The following is a 21,068-nucleotide window of genomic DNA, read 5'->3' as shown; positions in this document are numbered from 1 at the left end:
GAAGTGTTTCGGCGGATTCTAACGAGCATATGACTATTGTCAATTGATCCGTTAATATCAAACAATGCGATTCAGTCGAATGAATCTGCCTATATCATGGAAAACCCTTATGGATACACTGGCCACCCCCCGTCTGGAACTCCCCATCATGGAAAAAAGTCGCCGTGGCATCCAATCGATAGAGATCGGGAGTGCCCTGCTGTTGCAACTCGCCCTGCATGTGCGCCCGCTGGCGCTCAAGGACCTGGCCAAGGCCAGCGGCATGACCGCGGGCAAGGCGCACCCGTACATGGTGAGTTTTCTGAAGGTGGGCTTCGTCACCCAGACCGAGGCCGGGCACTACGAGCTGGGCCCGCTGGCCCTGCAGCTGGGCCTGACGCGGCTGCAACGCATGGACCCGGTCAAGGAGGCCTCGCAGCTCATCGAGGCGCTGGCCAATGACTCGGGCCAGAGCATTGCCGTGGCCGTTTGGGGCAACCTGGGCCCGACCATCGTGCGGCTCGAGGAACCCATCGAGCCTCTGCACGTGAACCTGCGCACGGGCACCGTGATGTCGCTGACCAATACGGCCACGGGCCGGCTGTTCGCGGCCTACATGCCGCCCAAGGTGGTGGAGCGCATCCTGAACGATGAACTGCAGCGCCTGGGCACGCGCAAGGACGCCAAGGGCGAACCCGCCCACGCGGAACTCGACGCCGCCCTGGCCGAGACGCGCAAGCACGGCCTGTCGCGCTCGCTGGGGCAGCCGATTCCCGGCATCGACGCCCTGTGCGCGCCGGTGTTCGACTCGGCAGGCCACCTGGTGCTGGGCATCCTGGCCATGGGCCCATCGGCCAGCTTCGACAGCAGCTGGGATGGCTCGGTGGCCACGCCGCTGCGCCAGTGCGCGCTTCAGGTCTCGCAGCGCATCGGGCGCACCGCGCCGCCAGCACCGGGCTGATTCGCGACAGGCACAGGCCCCGCGGGGCCTGTGCACAGCGTGGGTCAGAATAGCCGCTCCTCCAGACCGGCCCCTTCCATGCACCTTTCCTCGCTCCGCCGCTTCGGAGTCTGCGCCGCGTACGCATTGCTGTCCTGCGCCGCTGGCGCCAAACCCTCGCCCCAGGAGTACCCGCGCCTGTCCGAGAACCTCGCGGCCTCACCGAACCTGCAAGTCCGCAAGGTACTGCATGGCGAGGTGGAAGGCCTGTTCGCGCTGCCGCGCACCCAGCAACTGGTCGCGGTGGCCGGAGGCTACCTGTGGAAATTCACTGCGCAAGGGGAGCTGCAGGACACGCTGCGCGTGCCCGGCGGGATCCACACCTCCGGCATCGTCTTCACGCCCCACTACTACAGCGACTGGGTGTATAGCGGTGACCGGCGGCGCAAACCGTATGCCCCCACCGTGGATGGCAACCGCCTCTCGCAGGCCGAACTGTTCGCCGAGCTCGACCGCGCCGAGCACGTGGAGTTCGGCCGCAATGACACCAGCGCCTGGGCCTACCTGCTGTCGGGCGGCAAGGCGTGGATCCTGGACATCACGCGCCAGCGCGACAAGGTGGACACCTATTGCCGGCAGCGCACCCATTCGGCCGAGAAGCTGGGCTGGGATGCCACCTGCCTTGGCGGCTACCACCCTGCCCGCAAGGGCTGGACGGAGATCGAACCCGGGGACTTCGACAGCACCGGGCAAGACATCTCGCGCGTGAAGGTGGTGGACTTCGACCGCCGCCGCCTGCACCTGGAAGAGGGCCTGAGCGGGCAGTTGCTCGGGGCCACCGTGGGCGTGGCCCTCAAGGCCCTGGGCGTGCCTGGCAACCTGCCCAGCCGTTACTGGTTCGGCGATGCCCATACCCAGTTGCGCGTGGGCAGGGAGGTGCTCAAGTTCAAGGCCTTCATTCCCAAGGAGGATGGGCAGTTCCGCTTTCCCAACATGGCATGGTGGGATCCGTCGCCCGTGCTGCCGGGCGCAAACCCCTGGTTCACCGTGCACCCACGCAGCTACCTGCACCACCCCGGCGAAGAGGCGCTGCTGCGGCACTACGAGAAGGATATCGGCCTGTACCTGGTGCGCCCGCGCGGCGCGGTGCCAGGCCAGGCCATGGGCCGGGGGGCCGGCGCGTGGCGCCCGGTGTTCACCGGGCCATCGACCCGTTCGTACGCCGTGAGCGCCAATGTGGAGTTTGCTGCCGCGCGGCCCGGCGAAGCGGCCGCCCCCGCCGCGCACACCTGGCTGCGCAGCCCCGACGAGCGCAAGCGCCACGCTGGGATGGGGCCGCAGATCCCCGTGCAGGCGCTGTGGCCCGTCCTGCAGACCGTGCCTTCGGCACTGACGCTGCATTGGCGCACGTCCTCCGAGGAGGAAGACACGCAGCTGCGCATCGAGCTGCCTGCCAGCGAAACCCGCGCGGCCTTCGAGCGGCTGCAGGGCGGCAAGGGCCCGCTGGAGCTGGTGGTGCAGGTGCCCGACCTGGAAGGCCCCACGCTGGGGATGTCGGTGCTGCTGCGCAGCGGCAGCCTGCAGCAGGCGCTGCCTGGCGCCCGCATGGCCTACGTGGACAATACGGCACGGCCCGCATCCGCGCGCAAGGCATCGGTGCAGGCGCTCAGGGATGCGAACGCCGCCGCCCAGCGCTCGCCCGGCGCACTGCCCGCGTTCCTGCAGATCGCGCAGGACCTGGCGCAGGACCTGCAGCGGGTGCAGGGCGATGCCTCGGACATCACCCATGCGTATGCGCAGCTGATCAATCACTTCAATGGCCGGGAGGATTTCGCCGCGTCCTCGCGGCTGGTGCGCCACTACCTGGCCCAGGTCTACCCGTCCATGGGCAAGTACCAGCGCGACGACAAGCAGGTCTACAACGTCGGTGTGATCGCCAGCCAGACCCTGGCCTTCGCCATGCGCACCAACGAACGCGACCTGGCCGAAGCCGTGATGGCGACCCTGATAGGCCCAGGCTTCGACCCGGCGGTGCAAACCAACGGCACGCTGATGTACAACCTGTCGTGCTACTACGCACTCACCGGCGACAAGGCGCGCATGCTGGAGGCCATCGCCAACGCCCGCCGCCTGGGCAAGCAGCCCGCGCAGTTCCTGCGGGACACGGATTTCGACCGCTACCGGCAGGACGCGGAGTTCCTGCAGGCCGTCAACGCGCCGACCTGAGAATCTGTTCTATCGCATCTCATACGGATTTGCATTCGATCGTAAAACTAGGCGGGAGCCGCAAACAGTGCTGTAGCACGGCAAGGCGAACCAACGACGTTATACGGTTGAAGGCAAATCCGTATCAGTGGGCCGGCGCGAGGTGCAGCCGCGCCGCATCCACCTGCGCGTTCACTCGTTCGGCCAAGGCCATGTCGCCCGGGGTCTCGGGCGAGAACTTGTCCACGGCACGGGGGGCGCTGTCTTCATCCAGCGCAGCATAGACGGCCACGCAATGGGTGACCTGGCGCAGCTCCTTTTCCTGGATGCCACCGCTGCGCACCTCGACCAGCATGTTCATGCTGGTCTCGCCCGTGTGGGCCAGGCTGGCCTGCACCTCCACCAGGTCGCCCGGGTGGATGGGCCGTTCGAAGCTGGCACTGCCCATGAATGCCGTCACGCAAGTCCCACCGGCCCAGGAACAGGCGCAGGCGAAGCCGGCCTCGTCCATCCAGTGCAGCACGGTGCCGCCATGGATACGGCCGGAGGCCGAAGGGGCGGTGTGCGACGCCAGAAAACGCAGGGTGATGGAATGCATGCGGAGCTCTCCTCGGAAGGTGCCCCGGTATATCCCATTTACCGCCAGATGCCCTGTAGGAACGCAACGCTACCCACCGAACGGCCGTGTTGGGGCGACCTGCGGTGCAGCGCGGCGCATCTGGCATGTCGCTTGCTGAAAGACAGGCGTTCCTCCCCTGTTCCCTGACCCGGCCCCGCGCCGGGCCCGCAACCTCGCGCATGCACCGGCTGCCGCTTTCGCCATGACCTCCCTGAACCGTCTGAACTTGCTCCAGAAGTTTCTGATCCTCGGGCTGATCGCGCTGGCGATGACGGCGCTGCCCACCTTCATGCACGTGCGCGATGCCCTGCAGGACATGGCCACGGCGCGCCAGGAGGCGCGCGGTGCACCGCCCTTGCTGGCACTCAACAAGGTCGTGCAGGGCATGCAGGTGCACCGGGGTCTTTCGGCCAGCATGCTCGGCGGCAACGAGGCCCTGGCGGCGCGCCGGCCTGCAGCGCGCGAGGCGGTGGAGAAAGCCCTGGCCGACGTGGCCACCCGCTTCGCAGAAGCGGGCGTGCCCACAGCCGAGGAAGCCACCTGGAAGCAATTGCGCCAGACCTGGCAGACCCTGGAGCAGGCAGTCGCCGCGCGCGGCCTGCAGCCGGCCCAGAGCACGGCACAACACACCCAGCTCATCGCCGGGGTGATGCGCCTGAACGAGACCTTGCTGCACCACTACGGCTTGGCGCTCGACCCCGGGCAGGACACAAGCGCCCTCGTACAGGCCTCGCTGGTGCACGTGCCCATGCTCGGCGAAAAGCTCGGCGTGATGCGCGCCCAGGGTTCTGCCGCGCTGAGCGGCAAGGCCCTGGCGCCCGAAGGCAAGGGCGGCCTGATGGCACTTCAGCAGCGCGTGGTGGAACTGCAGGGCGATACGCTGCGCAGCCTGGAGCGCGCCATGGTGCACAACCCGGTCTTCCGCCAGGCGCTGGGCGGCCCGGCGCAGGCGGTGAACACCCAGGTTCAGCAGGCACTGCAGCGCGCCGACAGGGAGGTCATCGGCGCGGCCGAGCTCTCTGCGCCGGCCTCGGACTACTTCGACGAATTCACCCGCACCATCGACGCGCTGTATGCGCTCAATGCCCAGGCCATGGACCTGCTCAACGGCGCGCTGCAGGAGCGGGCCTCGGGCCTGCAGCGCCAGTTGCTGTGGCAGCTCGGCCTGCTGGCCGTGGCCCTGGCGGTGGCGGTGGCACTGGGGCGCACCTTCGTGCGCTCGATCACCGTGCCGCTGGCGCAGGCGGTACAGCTGTCCAATGCCGTGGCCCAGGGCGACTTGCGCGGCACGGCCACGGCCCACGGCACGGACGAGGTCGGCCAGCTCATGGCGGCCCTGGTGCAGATGCGCCGCCAGTTGACCGACGTGGTGAGCCAGGTGCGCGGCGGATCCGAAGGCGTGGCCACGGCCAGTGCCCAGATTGCGCAGGGCAACAACGACCTCTCGGCGCGCACCGAGAGCCAGGCCAGCGCGCTCGAAGAAACCGCAGCCTCGATGGAAGAGCTGAGCTCGACGGTGCGCCAGAATGCGGACAGCGCACGCCAGGCCAGTGCACTGGCCGGCAATGCGCGCACCATTGCAGTGCAAAGCGGCGATGTGGTCACCCAGGTGGTGCAGACCATGCAGGACATCAGCGCCTCGTCGAAGAAGATCGCCGACATCATCGGCGTGATCGATGGCATTGCCTTCCAGACCAACATCCTGGCGCTCAATGCTGCAGTGGAAGCAGCACGCGCGGGTGAGCAGGGCCGGGGCTTTGCGGTGGTGGCCAGCGAGGTGCGCAGCCTGGCCGGGCGCAGCGCCGAGGCGGCGCGCGAGATCCGCACGCTGATCCACGCCAGCGTCGAGCGTGTGGAGCAGGGCAACCTGCTGGTGGAGCGCGCCGGCGGCACCATGCACGAGGTGGTGGCCGCCATCGGCCGGGTGAACGACATCATGGGCGAGATCAGCGCCGCCAGCCACGAACAGTCGCTGGGCGTGGCCCAGGTGGGCGAGGCCGTGACGCAGATGGACCAGGCCACGCAGCAGAACGCGGCCCTGGTCGAGGAGATGGCAGCGGCGGCAAGCAGCCTGCAAGGCCAGGCCGAAGAGCTGGTGCAGGTGGTGTCGGTGTTCCGCGTCGGGGAGACAGCCCCGGCGTCCGCACCGCGGCTGCGCTGATTCGCCAATCTACGTCGGGCGCGCCAGCACCAGCCGCGCGCGCAGGCCGGCACCCGGAGCGCTGTGCAGCTCCAGCGCGCCACCATGCGCGCGTGCCACGCGCTCGGCAATGGCCAGGCCCAGCCCGGCCCCCGGAATGCCTGCACGTGCGCCGCCACCGCCGCGCACGAAAGGCTGGCGCATGCGCTCCAGCTCGGCGGGAGGGATGCCGGGGCCATGGTCCGCCACCTCGATCCACACGCCAGCCGCACCGGCGCCCGTTCTCAGCACCACGGGCGCAGCGCCATGGCGCCAGGCGTTCTCGACCAGGTTGTCCACGGCACGCCGCAGCGCTTGTATATGCACGGGCACCGCTGGCGTTGATCCCGGCTCCAGCAGCACCGCGCGGCCATGGTCGGCCTGCGCCTCGGCCACGGCCCGGGCCAGTTCATCGAGCGAGGCGGCCACGGGGGCCTCGCCGTCGCCCAGGCGCGCGAAGTCGAGGAACTGGCCGACGATGGCATCCATCTCTTCGATGCTGCGCGCCATGCTGGCGGCCAGCGGCGCGTCCACATGCGCCTGGGCGATCTCCACCCCCAGGCGCAGTTTGGTCAAAGGGGTGCGCAGATCGTGCGACACGCCGGCCAGCATCAGCGCGCGCTCGCGGTCGGCTTCGGCGAGGCTGCGCGCCATCTGGTTGAAGCTGCGCGCCACGGTGGCGATCTCCTGGGGCCCATCCTCAGGCAGAAGGGCGGGCGCCTGGCCTTGTGCCAGGTGCTGCGCGGCGGCCACCACGCGTGCCAGCGGCCTGTTCAGGTGGCGCTGCAGCCACCAGGCCCCGAGCAGGGCGAGCAGCACGCCAGCGACGGTGGCCATGAGCCAGGCGCCCGTGAACTCGCGCGTGGGGAATACGCTGGGCAGATTCAGCCAGTAGTCGGTGCCGCCGTGCGTCACGCGCAGCGCCAGCATGCCCGCGCCATCGCGGCGCCAGCGCGGCGCACCGGCCGCGCTGGCCTCGGCCTGGTCCAAGCGCCGCGCCACCGCCTGCACGAAGCGCTGCTCCAGCGGCGACAGCAGGGCGCGCCGGCGCGGAGACGGCGGCTCGTCGGATTCCAGAACAGCCTGGGCCGCCTGGCGGTTGAAGGCCTCGACAAAGGCGGCGCGCTGTGCGGGCGGCAGCACGTCCAGCCCGGCGCGCAGGGCGGCCACATTGCGCGCCACACCGTCGGCCACCTGGGCCACGCGCGGCTGCAAAATCATCTGGCGCACCAGCACCACAGCGCACAGCTGGCTAGCCACCACCAGCGCCGTGATGAGCAGCAGGTTGCGCCCCAGCAGGCTGCGCGGCCACCAGCCCTGCGCAGGCGCCGTGGCGGTCATGCATTGCCCCCGGTCGGCGCCGCACCGTCCGGCATGAAGACATAGCCCACGCCCCAGACGGTGCGGATGTGGCGCGGCTGCGCCGCATCGGTCTCGATGAGCTTGCGCAGGCGCATCACCTGCACGTCGATGCTGCGGTCGGTGGCCTCGTGGTCGGGCCCGTAGGCCAGGGCCATCAGCCGGTCGCGCCCGAGCGGGCGGCGCGGCTGCTGGGCCAGGGTCTGCAGCAGGGCGAACTCACCGCTGGTCAGGGGCACGTCCTGGCCGTCGCGGGTCAACCGGCGCTCATCCACCCACAGCGTGAAATCGCCAAACCGGATGATGCCGCCAGCCTGCAGCGGGCCGGTGTGCGCCCCCAGCATGCGCTGGCGCCGCACCATGGCCTGCACGCGGGCCAGCAACTCGCGCGGGTTGAAGGGCTTGGGCAGGTAGTCGTCGGCACCCATCTCCAGGCCGATGATGCGGTCCACCGGGTCGCCGCGCGCCGTGAGCATGAGGATGGGAATGGTCTCGCCCTGCGCGCGCAGGCGCCGGCAGATGGACAGGCCGTCCTCGCCCGGCATCATCACATCGAGCACCAGCACGTCGAAACGCTCGCGCGCCAGCAGTGCATCGAGCGGGCCGGCGCCATCCACGGTACGCACGGCATAGCCCTGGTCGCTGAGGTAGCGCTGCAGCAGGGCGCGCAGGTCGGGCTCGTCATCGGCCACCAGGATACGGGCCAGGGCTTCGGTCATAGGGGAGGGCGTGCAACTCAGGATGGGGCAATGGTAGGGCGCAAGGCCCTGCCGCAGGCCACTTCGTCATGCTTTGTCATACATCGGCCCATCCACGCCACAAATGGCTCACACCTGGGCGCCAGAGTCGGGGCATCCACAACCCATTGCCCCAGGAGCCGACCCATGATTTCTTCCTCCACCCGCACGCTGGCCGTGGCCTGCCTGCTCGCCGCGGGCCTGGTGGCTGGTGCCAGCGCCCAGGCCGCGCCGCCCGGCCAACGCACCCAGCAGATGCGAGAGGCGCGCGAACAATTGCACCAGCGCTTCATGGCCGCCGACAAGGACGGCAACGGCCAGCTCACCCGTGCCGAGGCCCAGGCCGGCATGCCGCGCGTCTACAACGCGTTCGACCAGATCGACACCCAGCGCAAGGGCTTCGTGAGCGAGGCCGAAATCACCGCCGCCATCGCCGCGCGCCTGGCCAGCCGCAAGGGCACGCCGCAGTAGCCCCTCTAGCCAGCTCCACCCCCCGTTTCCGTCCATTTCACTACCATTGCAGGAGAACACCAGCATGACCACCCCCCCCGCTTTCCGCCTTCGCACCTGGGCCCGCCGGGCCGCATTGCCCCTGGGGCTGGCATTGGCCTCGCTCGCTGCCGTGGCTCCGGCCCATGCGCAACCGATGGATCCCGGTAGCTTCTTCGACGATGCGGGCGGCGGCACCGTGACCGCGCTGCCGGCCGGCGTGCAGCGCATCGCCGACGTACCCTATGGCCCCGACCCGCTGCAGCGCATGGACGTGTACCTGCCCAGCACCCCGCGCAGCAGCGTGGACGGCCCCGCACCGGTCATCTTCATGGTGCACGGCGGCGGCTGGCGCACGGGCGACAAGGCCATGTCCCGCGTGGTGCAGGAGAAGGCGGCGCGCTGGGTGCCGCGCGGCTTCGTCTTCATCTCGGTCAACTACCGGCTGCACCCGGCCGTCGACGTGCTGCAGGAGGCCATCGACGTGGCAGTGGCGCTCGACACCGCCCAGAAGCAGGCCGCGCAGTGGGGCGCCGACCCCGCAAAGTTCATCCTCATGGGCCACTCGGCCGGGGCGCACCTGGTGTCGTTCGTCAACGCGCATGCGCCGCTCTTGCAGCAGTTGGGCGTCACGCCCTGGCTGGGCACGGTGTCGCTCGACAGTGCGCTGCTCAACGCCCCGGTCGTGATGTCGCTGCCGCACTATCCGCTGTACGACGAGGTGCTGGGCAGCGATCCGGCCTTCTGGCTGGCGATCTCGCCCTACCAGGCCGTGACCGGGGCTCAACCGCCTTACCAGTTCGTGTGCTCCACCAGCCGCCCAGACCGCCCCTGCCTGCAGGCGCAGGGCATGGCCGCCCATGTGCAGGCCCTGGGCGGCCGCGCCGAGGTGCTGCCGCAGGACCTCACGCACGGCGAGATCAACGCCAACCTGGGCCTGGAGAGCGGCTACACGCAGGCTGTCGAAGCCTTCATGGGATCGCTAGATCCGGTCGTCGCGCAGCGCCTGCGCTGAGCTTCAGGCGAGGTAGCGCGCCAGGTACTTGCCCGTGTGGCTGGCCGGGTTGGCCGCCAGGTCCTCGGGCGTTCCTACGCCCACCACCATGCCGCCGCCGGCACCGCCTTCAGGGCCCATGTCGATGAGCCAGTCGGCCGTCTTGATGACGTCCAGGTTGTGCTCGATGATGACGATGGTGTTGCCCGCGTCGCGCAGCTGGTGCAGCACCTTGAGCAAGAGGTCGATGTCGGCGAAGTGCAGGCCGGTGGTCGGCTCGTCCAGGATATAGAGCGTGCGGCCGGTGTCGCGCTTGGAGAGCTCCTGCGCCAGCTTCACGCGCTGCGCCTCGCCGCCCGAGAGCGTGGTGGCCGCCTGGCCCAGGCGGATATAGGACAGGCCCACGTCGAGCAGGGTCTGCAGCTTGCGCGCCAGGGCCGGCACGTCCTTGAAGAAGGCGAAGGCGTCCTCCACCGTGAGCTCCAGAATCTGTGCGATGTTGCGGCCCTTCCAGAGCACCTCCAGCGTCTCGCGGTTGTAGCGCTGGCCGTGGCAGACGTCGCAGGGCACATAGACGTCGGGCAAAAAGTGCATCTCCACCTTGACCACGCCGTCGCCCTGGCAGGCCTCGCAGCGGCCGCCGGCGACGTTGAAGGAAAAGCGCCCGGGCCCGTAGCCACGTTCCTTGGCGGTATTCACCTCGGCCATCAGTTCGCGGATGGGCGTGAACAGGCCCGTGTAGGTGGCCGGGTTGCTGCGCGGCGTGCGGCCGATGGGCGACTGGTCGACGTTGATCACCTTGTCGAAGTACTCGATGCCCACGATCTCGTCGTGCGCGGCCGGCTCTTCGTGGGCGCGGTAGATCTGGCGCGCCACGGCGGCGTACAGCGTGTCGTTGACCAGCGTGCTCTTGCCCGATCCCGAGACGCCGGTCACGCAGGTCAGCAGGCCCACGGGGAAGTCCACCGTCACGTTTTGGAGGTTGTTGCCCGTGGCGCCGGCCACGCGCAGGGCCTGCACGGCGCCCTGGCGTGCATGGTGGGCGGCCATGCGCTCGGCGCGGCGCTTGCTGGCCTCGGTTTCGGGAAAGCGCGACTTGCCTTTGGCCGGCGCAGGGGCCGGCGCGACCGCCTCCACCACCGGCAGCCAGGGCGTGCGGCGCCGGGGCACGGCGATGGACAAGGTGCCCGACAGGTACTTGCCGGTCAGCGATTCGGGGTGGTTGCGCACCGTGTCGTAGCTGCCCTGGGCCATCACGCGGCCGCCATGCACGCCCGCGCCCGGCCCCATGTCGATCACGTGGTCGGCGGCGCGCATCATGTCCTCGTCGTGTTCGACCACGATCACGCTGTTGCCGATGTCGCGCAGGTGCTGCAAGGTGGCGATGAGGCGGTCGTTGTCGCGCTGGTGCAGGCCGATGCTGGGCTCGTCGAGCACGTACATCACGCCCGTGAGGCCCGAGCCGATCTGGCTGGCCAGGCGGATGCGCTGCGCCTCGCCGCCCGACAGCGTCTCGGCGCTGCGGTCCAGACTCAGGTAGTTCAGGCCCACATCGTTGAGGAACTGCAGCCGCGTGGTGATCTCGCGCACCACCTTGTCGGCGATCTCGGCCTTGGACCCCGAGAGCGACAGGGAGCGGAACCAGCTGTGCGCGTCGTTGAGCGTGGCATGGCTCACCTCGAAGATGGCGCGGGCCTGCTCGCCCTCGCCCACCTTCACGTGGCGCGCTTCGCGGCGCAGGCGCGTGCCATGGCATTCGGGGCAGGGCTGGGTGCTGCGGTAGCGCGCCAGGTCCTCGCGCACCACCACCGAATCGGTTTCGCGGTAACGCCGCGCCATGTTGGGCAGGATGCCTTCGAAGGTGTGCTTGCGGCTCAGCACCTTGCCCTTGGAGGGGCCGCTGTCCATGATGTAGCTGAAGGCGATCTCCTCCTCGCCCGAGCCGTGCAATACCGCGTTCTGCACGTTGGCGGGCAGCGACTCGAAGGGTGCCTCGACATCGAAGCCGTAGTGCCGGCCCAGGCTCTCAAGCATGGCGAAGTAGTAGCCATTGCGCCGGTCCCAGCCCTTGATGGCACCGCTGGCCAGGCTCAGCGTGGGAAATGCCACCACGCGCAGCGGGTCGAACACCTCGCGCTGGCCGATGCCGTCGCAGGCCGGGCAGGCGCCCATGGGCGAGTTGAAAGAGAACAGGCGCGGCTCCAGTTCGGCCAGCGAGTAGCTGCACACCGGGCACGAGAACTTGGAGCTGAACAGGTGCTCCTGGCCCGAATCCATCTCCAGCACCAGCACGCGGCCATTGCCCTCGTTGCCGCCCACGCGCAGCACGGCCTCGATGCTCTCGGCCAGCCGCTGCTGCATCTCGGGGCGCACCTTGAGGCGGTCGATCACCACGTCGATGCTGTGCTTCTCGGTCTTCTTGAGGGCTGGCAGGTTCTCGTATTCGTAGATCGTGCCGTCCACCCGGAAGCGGATGTATCCCAGCGCCTGCATCTGCGCGAAGACCTCGGTGAACTCGCCCTTCTTCTCGCGGGCCACGGGGGCCAGCAGCATCAGGCGCGTGTCCTCGGGCAGGGCCAGTACGGCGTCCACCATCTGGCTCACGGTCTGGGCGGCCAGCGGCAGGCCGTGGTCGGGGCAGAACGGCGTGCCGGCGCGCGCGTAGAGCAGGCGCAGGTAGTCGTGGATCTCGGTCACCGTGCCCACGGTGGAGCGCGGGTTGTGGCTGGTGGCTTTCTGCTCGATGCTGATGGCGGGCGACAGCCCCTCGATCAGGTCGACATCGGGCTTGTCCAGCCGGCCCAGGAACTGGCGCGCATAAGCCGACAGGCTTTCCACATAGCGACGCTGGCCCTCGGCATACAGCGTGTCGAAGGCCAGGCTCGATTTGCCCGAGCCCGACAGCCCGGTGATCACCACCAGCTGGTTGCGCGGGATGTCGAGGTCGATGTTCTTGAGGTTGTGCGTGCGCGCCCCGCGGATGCTGATGCGCTGCTCCCGCAGCACGCGGGCCAGGTAGGCGCCGTCGGAAGATCGGTCGTCGTCGGCGGCAACAGGGTCGTTTTTCACGGGGGCGGGCTCAATGCAGGACAACCCACCATGATAGGCCACCGGCATGCCCCGCGCAGCCGCCACGCTGCTGCCAAAGCACAGGCCGTTGCCGATGCAACCGGAAATGACGGCCAAGGCCGACCTGGCGCTACGGGCATGCAGATAGCATTAAAATAACAATCATTCTCATTTAATCGCTTTGTCGCCGGGGCACGCCCCATGCCCCGGCGGTGGATCGCTCTCCCCTGCCGAGCAACATGGCCAGCGAACGCACACTTTCCGCCGCATCCACCACGCCCGACAGCGCCGTGCCCGTGTCCAGTCCCGATGCGCCGACCCGCAGCCGCCGCTGGCACCTGCCGGCCCTGCCCACGCTGCGCCAGGCCTGGTTCCAGGTGCACTGGTTCATCGGCATCACCGCCGGCACGGTGCTGGTGGTCATCGGGCTCACCGGGGCGCTGCTGGCCTTCCACGAAGAGATCCTGGACCTGATCAACCCCGGGGTGCGGCAGGTGGCCCCCTTGGCGGGGCCCATGCTCACCCCGCAGCAGACGGTCGACGCGGTGCAGCGTGCCGGCCGCAGCGAGCGCATCAGCAGCGTGGCCGTGCAGGCCGAGCCGGGCGGCTCGGCACGCGTGACCTTCGTACCGCGCCCCGGCGAGCGGCGCGGCGACGTGGTCTACGTGCACCCCTACAGCGGTGCCGTGCTGGGCGAGCTGCAGGGGCATGGCTTCTTCGAGTGGATCGAGTCGCTGCACCGCTGGCTGCTGCTGCCGCGCGAGCCCGGCCGCGTGGTGGCCGGCGTGCTGGCGATCTGCCTGCTGGGCCTGTCGCTCTCGGGCCTGTACCTGCGCTGGCCGCGCAACCCGCTGCGCTGGCGCACCTGGCTGACCTTCGACACCGCGCTCAAGGGCCGCTCCTTTCTGTGGGGGCTGCACTCGGTCATCGGCACCTGGGCGCTGGTGATGTACGTGGCGCTCACGGCCACGGGCATCTACTGGTGCTTCGACGCGGTGCGCGACACGGTGGACGGCTGGGCCGGCCAGAAGCGCCCGCCGCGCGTGACCGCCCCCGCCAAGCCGCCGGCATCCGCCAGCGCGCAGCCCAAGGCGCCCGAGCCCCCGCCGCCGGACCTGGCCCGCACCTGGGCCGTGTTCCAGCAACAGGCCGGCGACTGGGCCGAGGCCAGCCTGCGCATGCCGACCAAGCCCGGGCAGCCGGTGCAGATCACCTGGCTGGATGTCAGGGCGCCGCACGAGCGCGCGCGCAGCCGCATGTCCATCGAGCCCGTGACCGGCAAGGTCAGCGCCGAGGACCGCTATGCCGACCGCAGTATGGGCGCACGCGCGCTGAGCACCATCTACCCGGTACACATGGGCACCTATTTCGGACTGCCGGGGCGGGTGGCCATGCTGCTGGCCAGCCTGGGCCTGCCACTGTTCGCCATCACCGGCTGGATGCTGTACCTGGACCGCAGGCGCCAGCGCCGCGCCACCGAGGCCGCGCGCGCGGCGCACGGGCAGGGCGTGCCCACCGCCGTGGCCGGCACCCTGGCCACCGACACCCTGCTGGTGGCCTATGCCAGCCAGGCTGGGCAGGCCGAGCGCATCGCCCTGCAAAGCGCCACGGCCCTGCAGCGCGCCGGGCTGCGCGTGGCCGTGCAGCCGGTGGCACAGCTCACCCCCGAGGCGCTGCGCGCGCACCGCCGCGTTCTGCTGGTGGCCAGCAGCTTTGGCGAGGGCGAGCCGCCCGACAGCGCCCGGCGCTTCACGCGCCTGCTGGAGCAGCAGGGCACGGGCGCCCTGGCCGGCATGCGCTACGGTCTGTTGGCACTGGGCGACCGCAACTACGCACGTTTCTGTGGCTACGGCCATGCACTCGACGAAGCCCTGCGCAAAGGCAGTGCCGAGCCCCTGTTTCCACTGATCGAGGTGGACAGCGGCGACCTAGCCGCCTTGGCCCGCTGGATGCAGACCCTGGCCACGCTGGAGGGGGCCGAACACCTGGCGCTGGACGGCGCACTGGCCGACACCGGCCCCGAGCTGCCCTACACCCCTTGGCGCTTGGCCAGCCGTGAGCACCTGAACCCCGGCAGCGAGGGCGGGCCGCTGGTCGAGCTGGCATTGACCTGTGATACCCCTGCGACCTGGCACCCCGGCGCTCTGGTCGAGGTACAAGCCCGACACTCCGCCGAAGCGGTGGATGCCTGGCTAAAGGCGGCCGGCCTGGCGGGCGCGCAGACTGTGCACCTGGCCGGCCAGCCCTGCACCCTGGCCGACGCCATGGCGCAAAGCGTGCTGCCGGTGCCGCCACTGCACTTTGCCGATGCCCAGGCCTGTGCCGACACCCTGGTGGCGCTGGCGCCGCGCACCTATTCAGTGGCCTCGCTGCCGCAGGACGGCGCGCTGCAGCTGCTGGTGCGCCTGGATCGGCATGCGGGCGGGCTGGGTCTGGCTTCGGGCTGGCTCACCACGCATGCCCCGCTGGGCACGCTGGTACCCCTGCGTCTGGTGGCCAACCCGCGCTTCGACTCGGCCACGGGCGACGTGCCCTGCCTGTTCATCGGCAACGGCTCGGGCCTGGCAGGCCTGCGCTCGCACCTGCGCGCACGGGTGGCAGGTGGGCACCGGCGCAACTGGCTGCTCTTCGGCGAGCGCCATAGCGCGCACGACACTCTGTGCGCAGCCGAGATCGAGGGTTGGCAGGCCGCTGGCTTCCTGGCGCGGCTGGACCGCGTGTTCTCGCGCGATGGCGGCGAGCACCGGTACGTGCAGGACCGCCTGCGCGCCGCCGCCGACGAGTTGCGCGCATGGGTGGCTGACGGAGCCATCCTCTATGTCTGCGGCAGTGCCCAGGGCATGGGCTCGGGCGTGGATGCGGTGCTGGCCGAGGTGCTGGGCGCCGATGCGATTGACGCGCTGATCGCGGACGGACGCTACCGGCGCGACGTCTATTGAGCGCAAGCGGATGGCCGTTTGTTCTTGATCAAAGTCAACGGACAGGGGGATGGGCGAGAATCGGGGTTTGCGCCAGCCGTCCACCGAGCCCCCTTCCTTGTTCATGCCTTCCCCGGCCCCGAGTGCCGCCCCTTCCCCCTCTGCCCCCCTGCCGCCGACGGCCGCGCACGCCATGACGCCGCTGGAGCGCCGCGCCAGCGTCAGCCTGGCGCTGATCTTCGCGCTGCGCATGCTCGGGCTGTTCCTGGTGCTGCCGGTGTTCGCGCTGGAGGCGCGCAAGTACCCCGGGGGCGATGACCCGGCCCTGGTGGGCCTGGCCATGGGCATCTACGGGCTCACCCAGGCGCTGCTGCAGCTGCCGCTGGGCATGGCTTCGGACCGTTTCGGGCGCAAGCGCGTGATCGTGCTCGGCCTCTTGGTGTTTGCCGGCGGCAGCCTGCTGGCGGCGCTGGCCGACTCGCTCACCGGGCTGCTGCTGGGCCGGGCGCTGCAGGGCGCGGGCGCCGTGTCGGCCGCCGTCACGGCCCTGCTGGCCGACCAGACCCGCGATGCGGTGCGCACCAAGGCCATGGCCCTGGTGGGTGGCAGCATCGGCCTGATGTTCGCCGTCGCCCTGGTGGCCGCACCGCTGCTCACCGCCCACATCGGCCTGTCGGGCCTGTTCGGCCTGACCTGCGCGTTGGCACTGGCCGGCGTGGCCGTGGTGCTGTGGCTGGTTCCCCCCGAACCCACGGAGCACAAAAATGCCCCTCGGGGCCGCCTGGCCGACGTCTGGGCCCACCCCGACCTGCTGCGCCTGAACCTGGGCGTCTTCGTGCTGCACACGGTGCAGCTGTCCATGTGGGTGGCCGTGCCGGCCATGCTGGTGCAGGCCGGCCTGCCCAAGGACCACCACTGGCAGGCCTACCTGCCAGCGGTGGTGCTGTCGTTCGCCGCCATGGGGGGCCTGTTCGCGCTGGAGCGCGCCGGGCACCTGCGCGCCGCCCTGCTGGGCTCCATCGCCCTGGTGCTGGTGGTGCAACTGGGCCTTGGCGGCCTGGCGGCCAGTGGCGCCACGCCCACGCTGTGGGTGCTGGGGCCGCTGCTGTTCGTGTTCTTCTGCGGCTTCAACGCGCTGGAGGCCAGCCAGCCCAGCCTGGTCTCGCGCATGGCCCCCGCCGCCCTGCGCGGCGCGGCCCTGGGCAGCTACAACACCCTGCAGTCGCTGGGGCTGTTTGCCGGCGGCGCCCTGGGCGGTGCCCTGGTCAAATGGGCGGGCGCACCAGGCCTCTTTGCCACCACGGCCGTGCTGACCGCCCTATGGCTGGTGCTGACCTGGCCGCTGCGCCCCACGGGGCGGGGCCAGGGGCACTGAGCGTTTCTGTAACAGATTCCCGCCCGCCCCGGCCACCCCGGCTTGCGGCACAATGGCGCGTTCGGCGCGCAGACTCTCCACGGACCGGAGAGCACACCAGCGCCCCCCAACATCAAGTAGGTAGAGCAGCACCATGGCATCCGTGAACAAAGTCATCATCGTCGGCAACCTCGGCCGCGACCCTGAAATGCGCACCTTCCCCAGTGGCGACCAGGTGGCCAACGTGACGATTGCCACCACCGACAAGTGGAAAGACAAGCAAAGCGGCGAAATGAAGGAAGCCACCGAGTGGCACCGCGTGGTCTTCAATGGCCGCCTGGCCGAGATTGCCGGCCAGTACCTGCGCAAGGGCTCGCAGGTCTACGTGGAAGGCAGCCTGCGCACGCGCAAATGGACCGACCAGGCGGGCGTCGAGAAGTACAGCACCGAAATCCGTGCCGATCAGATGCAGATGCTGGGCAGCCGCCAGGGCATGGGCGGCGGCCAGGGCGGTGGCGGCCAGCAGGGCGGCGGTTATGACGATGGTGGCGGCTACGGCGGCGACCAGGGCGGTGGCGGCTACGACCAGGCCCCGCCCCAGCAACAGCGCCGCCCCGCCCCTCCGGCACAGCAGCGCCCCGCCGCGCCCGCCGCGCGCCCGGCCCCTGCGCCCGCACCTCGCGCAGCCTCGGGCTTCGACGACATGGACGACGACATCCCGTTCTGAGCACCGAATGGGCGTGTTGCGCATGATTGCCGGGCTGGTGCAGCCCCTGCGCGCCGCACCCCTGCATTCGCCCAACCCATCCAGGCCCGCCCGTGTCGCGGGCCTTTTTTGCGGCCGCACAGGCACCCATGGAAAGCCTTGATTCTGGCGACCGCCCCGACGAGGCCCTGCGCCGCTGGCGCCTGATCCTGGGCCGCTACGCCGCGCAGCCGCTGTCGCATGCGCAGTTCGATGCAGGCGACTGGAAACTCGACCAGGCCCTCGAATACCTCTACGGCCGCGACTACGACGGCCGGGGCCTGGCGCGCCCTGCGGGCGGCGCAGCCGGCTCGCTCGACCCGAGCCAGCTGCGCGCCATCGACTGGCTCAACCGCTCGCGCGAACTGTTTCCGCAGGAAGTCTTCGAGCGCATGCAGACCCAGGCCATCGACCGCTACCAGCTCACCGACCTGCTCAAGGACCCGGCGGTGCTGCGCTCCATGGACCCCACGCCGGGCCTAGCCAAGGCGCTGCTGGGCATGCGCGGGCGCCTGTCGGGCGGCATGCGCGATGCCGTGCGCGAGGTGATCCAGAAGACGGTGGACGAGATCACCCGGCGCTTGAAGAACGACTTCGTCAACGCCCTGGTGGGCCGGCGCAACCGCCAGCGGCGCTCGCTCGTCAAGAACGCGCAGAACTTCGACGCGCGCGCCACCATTGCGGCCAACCTCAAGAACTACAGCGCCGAGCGGCGCCAGCTGGTCATCGAGCGCCCGCTGTTCAACGCCCGCGTCAAGCGCAACCTGCCCTGGGACGTGGTGCTGTGCGTGGACCAGAGCGGCTCGATGATGGACTCGGTGATCTACAGCGCCGTGATCGCGGGCATCATGAGTTCGCTGCCCGCCGTGCGCGTGAAACTGGTGGTGTTCGACACCGCCGTGGTCGACCTCACGCACCTGGCGCACGACCCGGTGGAGGTGCTGCTCACGGTGCAGCTCGGTGGCGGCACCGACATCGGGCGCGCCGTGCACTACTGCGAGTCGCTGGTCGGCAACCCGCAGCGCACGGTGTTCGCGCTGATCAGCGACTTCGAGGAGGGCGCCGCGCCCGGGCCGCTGCTGGCCGCCGTGGCGCGCATGGCCGAGGCGCGCGTGAAGCTGCTCGGCCTGGCCGCGCTCGACGAGGGTGCCAACCCGGTCTACGACCGCCAGATGGCCCAGCGCCTGGCCAACAAGGGCATGCACGTGGCGGCCCTGACGCCGACCCACTTCGCCCAGTGGCTTGCGGAAGTGATGGAGTGACGATGCCCGCCTGGTTCGAGGGCTACCGCGCCTACGACGACGACACCCTGGCGGCCCTGGCCAATGCGGGCCTGCTGCGCCGCGCGGCCAAGGACGTGGAGGCCGGCAAGGTGCAATGGGCAGAGCAGGGCGCCGATGGCGGCGTGGTCGAGGCCGATGGCCAGCGCGTGCAGCTCGATGCGCGGGGTCCGCAAAAGGCGCAGTGCGAATGCCCGGCGCCGGGCATCTGCAAGCACATCCTGGGCGCAGCGCTGTGGCTGCGGGCCATGGAGCCTGGCGCGGCCACCGGTGACGCCACTGCGTCGCCAGAATCCGAGGCGGACGCAACGTCGCCGCCTGCGGCCGGCCCCAACGCCGACCCACTGGCCGAGGTCCGTGCCCTGCAAGCGCCCGCGCTGTTCAAGCAAGCCGGCGTGGCCGCCGTGCGCCGCGCGGTGCAGGCGCTGCCCTGCGGCATCGAGTGGCGCGTGCAGGGCGGCACCTTGGTGATCGACCTGCCCGATCTCGCCGCCACCTGCCGCTATGTGGCGGGTGCGGGCTATGAGGGCATGGTGTCCGAAGTGCCCGTGCGCGAGCGCAAGGCCGTGCACCTGATCGCGCTGGCGGCCCTGCGCCAGGCGCTGGGCGAGCCGCTGCCCTGGCCCGAGGGAATGGCCCCTGCCGCAGCGGCAGAGCAGCCCACCGCCGCGCTGGGTGAACGCGAGCGCGCCTTCCTTGCCCAGGTGGAGGCCATGCTGCACGAGCTGCTCACCGGCGGCCTGTCGCACGTGAGCGAGCAGGCCTCGGCGCGGCTGCTGGCCTTGAACATGTCGGCGCGCGGCGAAGGCCTGCCGCGCCTGGCCGCCCTGCTGCGCAACCTGGGCGGCATGGTGGATGGCCTGGTGCGGCGCGACCACCGCATGCAGGAGCGCGATGCGCTGTCGCTGATGTCCAGCATCCAGGCGCTGTGCGATGCCCTGCGTGCCCCCGCTGAAGGCCAGGAGGCCGCAGAGCGCACCGCCGCCCTGCGCGGCCGGGTGCGCCGCGCCTTCGACGAGACCACGGCCCTTGAACTGCAGCCCCTGGGCGCCCACTGGTGGCAGACCCTGGGCGGTGCGCGCGGCCTGACCCTGGCCTTCTGGGACCTGGAGGGCCAGCGGCTGCTGCAGGCCGTGCTGGCGCGCCCCGATGGCAGCGACACGGGCTTCACGCGCCACAGCGCCTGGGCCATCCATGCCGTGTGGCCCGGTGTGGGCGCCGCACAGTCCCTGTGCCAGGCCCCGCTGCAGCTTGAATCCCCCCGGCTGGCCGACGACGACCGGCTGGCTTTGGCCGGCACGGCCCGGGCGCAGGCGCTGGCACCCTGGCACGCGGGCGATGCGCGCCTGGCCACGCTGGGCTGTGGCCGCTGGGCCGAACTCACGGCGCAGCTGAGCGCGGCCACGGGTCTCTCGGGCGATGGCGCCGAACTGGTGCTGCTGCGCCCTGCCGCCACGCGCACCCCCATCCTCGATGAGGCGCACCAGCAGTTGCTGTGGCCCGTGCAGGATGCCGATGGCCTGTGGCTGCACCTGACCGTGCCCGTGGGCGACGCCAGCATGCAGCGCGTGGACAACCTCGACCGGCTGGCCGCACGTGGCGCCCCGGTACACGCCGTGCTGGTGCGGGTGGAGCGCACCTCTGCCACCACCTTGCTGGTGCCGCTGTCGCTGCTGAGCAGTGACGCCAAAGGCCAGGTGCATGCCATCTCGCTGGACTATGCGACCGAGGCGGCGCGGCCCACGCCGCTGGCCCAGCGCATCCTGCGCCTGGTGCAATGGCGCAAGGACCAGGCCACGCCAGCGGCCACCCAGCCCACGCGCGCCCAGCGCCTGCTGGGCCCGGTGCTCGACGTGCTGGAGACCCAGGCCGCCACCGGACGCATGCCGCTCACCGAAACGCAATCGGAGCGCCTGGGCGCTGCGTTACCCGGCATCGCCTCGGTGGGGCTGCACACCGTGGCATCGGCCCTGCAACACCACTTGGCCACACCGCAGCCGGCCGGCATGCTGCGCCTGCAGCAGCTGTGCCAGCGCACGGTGGAGCTCGACGGCCTGCCCTCCATCGCTGCGTAGTCGCGCACCGGCGTGGTGTTACAAGCCATTACCTTGAAAGCGGGCAAATTGCACGCTGGCGCGGCCTGGCGCCACGGCAGCGCCATGACGCGCTGACAAAATGCGAGGCTCTATTCAGACCACAGG

14 protein-coding genes are annotated in these 21,068 nt (G+C 70.2%); 10 read left to right on the top strand and 4 right to left on the bottom strand.

From position 1 onward, the window contains the following. Nucleotides 1-148: 148 nt before the first annotated feature. Together ASE31_RS05870 and ASE31_RS05865 are read left to right on the top strand one after the other, a co-directional pair. Nucleotides 149-940: an IclR family transcriptional regulator gene (locus ASE31_RS05870; protein WP_057200823.1), complete on the top strand. Its 792-nt coding sequence runs from the start codon at nt 149-151 to the stop codon at nt 938-940. Between the two features lie 78 nt (nt 941-1,018). Continuing rightward, nucleotides 1,019-3,145: a hypothetical protein gene (locus tag ASE31_RS05865; protein WP_157412369.1), complete on the top strand. Its 2,127-nt coding sequence runs from the start codon at nt 1,019-1,021 to the stop codon at nt 3,143-3,145. Nucleotides 3,146-3,269: 124 nt separating this feature from the next. On the opposite strand, the gene ASE31_RS05860 is transcribed toward ASE31_RS05865, so the two are convergent. Next, nucleotides 3,270-3,722, bottom strand: a complete 453-nt coding sequence (locus ASE31_RS05860; protein WP_057200580.1) for an acyl-CoA thioesterase — start codon at nt 3,720-3,722, stop codon at nt 3,270-3,272. Nucleotides 3,723-3,945: 223 nt separating this feature from the next. Here ASE31_RS05860 and ASE31_RS05855 point away from each other — a divergent pair, with 223 nt between their 5' ends. Continuing rightward, nucleotides 3,946-5,904, top strand: coding sequence for a methyl-accepting chemotaxis protein (locus ASE31_RS05855; RefSeq protein ID WP_057200579.1), 1,959 nt, complete (start codon nt 3,946-3,948; stop codon nt 5,902-5,904). Nucleotides 5,905-5,913: 9 nt separating this feature from the next. On the opposite strand, the gene ASE31_RS05850 is transcribed toward ASE31_RS05855, so the two are convergent. Both ASE31_RS05850 and ompR read right to left on the bottom strand, forming a co-directional pair. Further along, the gene (locus tag ASE31_RS05850; RefSeq protein ID WP_057200578.1) at nt 5,914-7,263 is read right to left on the bottom strand and encodes an ATP-binding protein; all 1,350 of its coding nucleotides are present in this window, start codon (nt 7,261-7,263) and stop codon (nt 5,914-5,916) included. After that, nucleotides 7,260-8,000, bottom strand: coding sequence for a two-component system response regulator OmpR (gene ompR / locus ASE31_RS05845; protein ID WP_057200577.1), 741 nt, complete (start codon nt 7,998-8,000; stop codon nt 7,260-7,262). Before ompR ends, ASE31_RS05850 begins: the two co-directional genes overlap by 4 nt. A gap of 165 nt (nt 8,001-8,165) precedes the next feature. Here ompR and ASE31_RS05840 point away from each other — a divergent pair, with 165 nt between their 5' ends. Both ASE31_RS05840 and ASE31_RS05835 read left to right on the top strand, forming a co-directional pair. Next, nucleotides 8,166-8,489, top strand: a complete 324-nt coding sequence (locus ASE31_RS05840) for a hypothetical protein (RefSeq protein WP_057200576.1) — start codon at nt 8,166-8,168, stop codon at nt 8,487-8,489. A 64-nt stretch (nt 8,490-8,553) separates the two neighbouring features. Then, nucleotides 8,554-9,522 carry an alpha/beta hydrolase gene (locus ASE31_RS05835; RefSeq protein WP_057200575.1) on the top strand — a complete coding sequence of 323 codons (969 nt, stop codon included), beginning with the start codon at nt 8,554-8,556 and terminating at the stop codon, nt 9,520-9,522. Between the two features lie 3 nt (nt 9,523-9,525). Here ASE31_RS05835 and uvrA read toward each other — a convergent pair whose 3' ends face one another. Beyond that, nucleotides 9,526-12,618, bottom strand: coding sequence for an excinuclease ABC subunit UvrA (gene uvrA / locus ASE31_RS05830; protein WP_082604052.1), 3,093 nt, complete (start codon nt 12,616-12,618; stop codon nt 9,526-9,528). Between the two features lie 191 nt (nt 12,619-12,809). Between uvrA and ASE31_RS05825 the strand changes: the two genes are divergently transcribed. From ASE31_RS05825 to ASE31_RS05805, 5 genes are all read left to right on the top strand, one after another. Then, complete coding sequence (locus tag ASE31_RS05825) at nt 12,810-15,509, top strand: sulfite reductase flavoprotein subunit alpha (RefSeq protein ID WP_200961076.1); 2,700 nt, start codon at nt 12,810-12,812, stop codon at nt 15,507-15,509. Between the two features lie 172 nt (nt 15,510-15,681). Further along, nucleotides 15,682-16,863, top strand: a complete 1,182-nt coding sequence (locus tag ASE31_RS05820) for an MFS transporter (protein ID WP_057200574.1) — start codon at nt 15,682-15,684, stop codon at nt 16,861-16,863. Between the two features lie 133 nt (nt 16,864-16,996). After that, nucleotides 16,997-17,569, top strand: coding sequence for a single-stranded DNA-binding protein (ssb, locus tag ASE31_RS05815; protein ID WP_057200573.1), 573 nt, complete (start codon nt 16,997-16,999; stop codon nt 17,567-17,569). 128 nt (nt 17,570-17,697) lie between these two features. Further along, nucleotides 17,698-18,849 (top strand): VWA domain-containing protein, encoded by a 1,152-nt coding sequence (locus ASE31_RS05810; protein ID WP_057200820.1) that lies wholly within the window; start codon nt 17,698-17,700, stop codon nt 18,847-18,849. 2 nt (nt 18,850-18,851) lie between these two features. Then, nucleotides 18,852-20,942, top strand: a complete 2,091-nt coding sequence (locus ASE31_RS05805) for an SWIM zinc finger family protein (RefSeq protein ID WP_057200572.1) — start codon at nt 18,852-18,854, stop codon at nt 20,940-20,942. Nucleotides 20,943-21,068: the final 126 nt, after the last annotated feature.

The organism is Acidovorax sp. Root217 (genome assembly GCF_001428645.1).
GTDB lineage: Bacteria > Pseudomonadota > Gammaproteobacteria > Burkholderiales > Burkholderiaceae_C > Acidovorax.
This window is presented reverse-complemented; position numbering and strand designations above follow the sequence as displayed.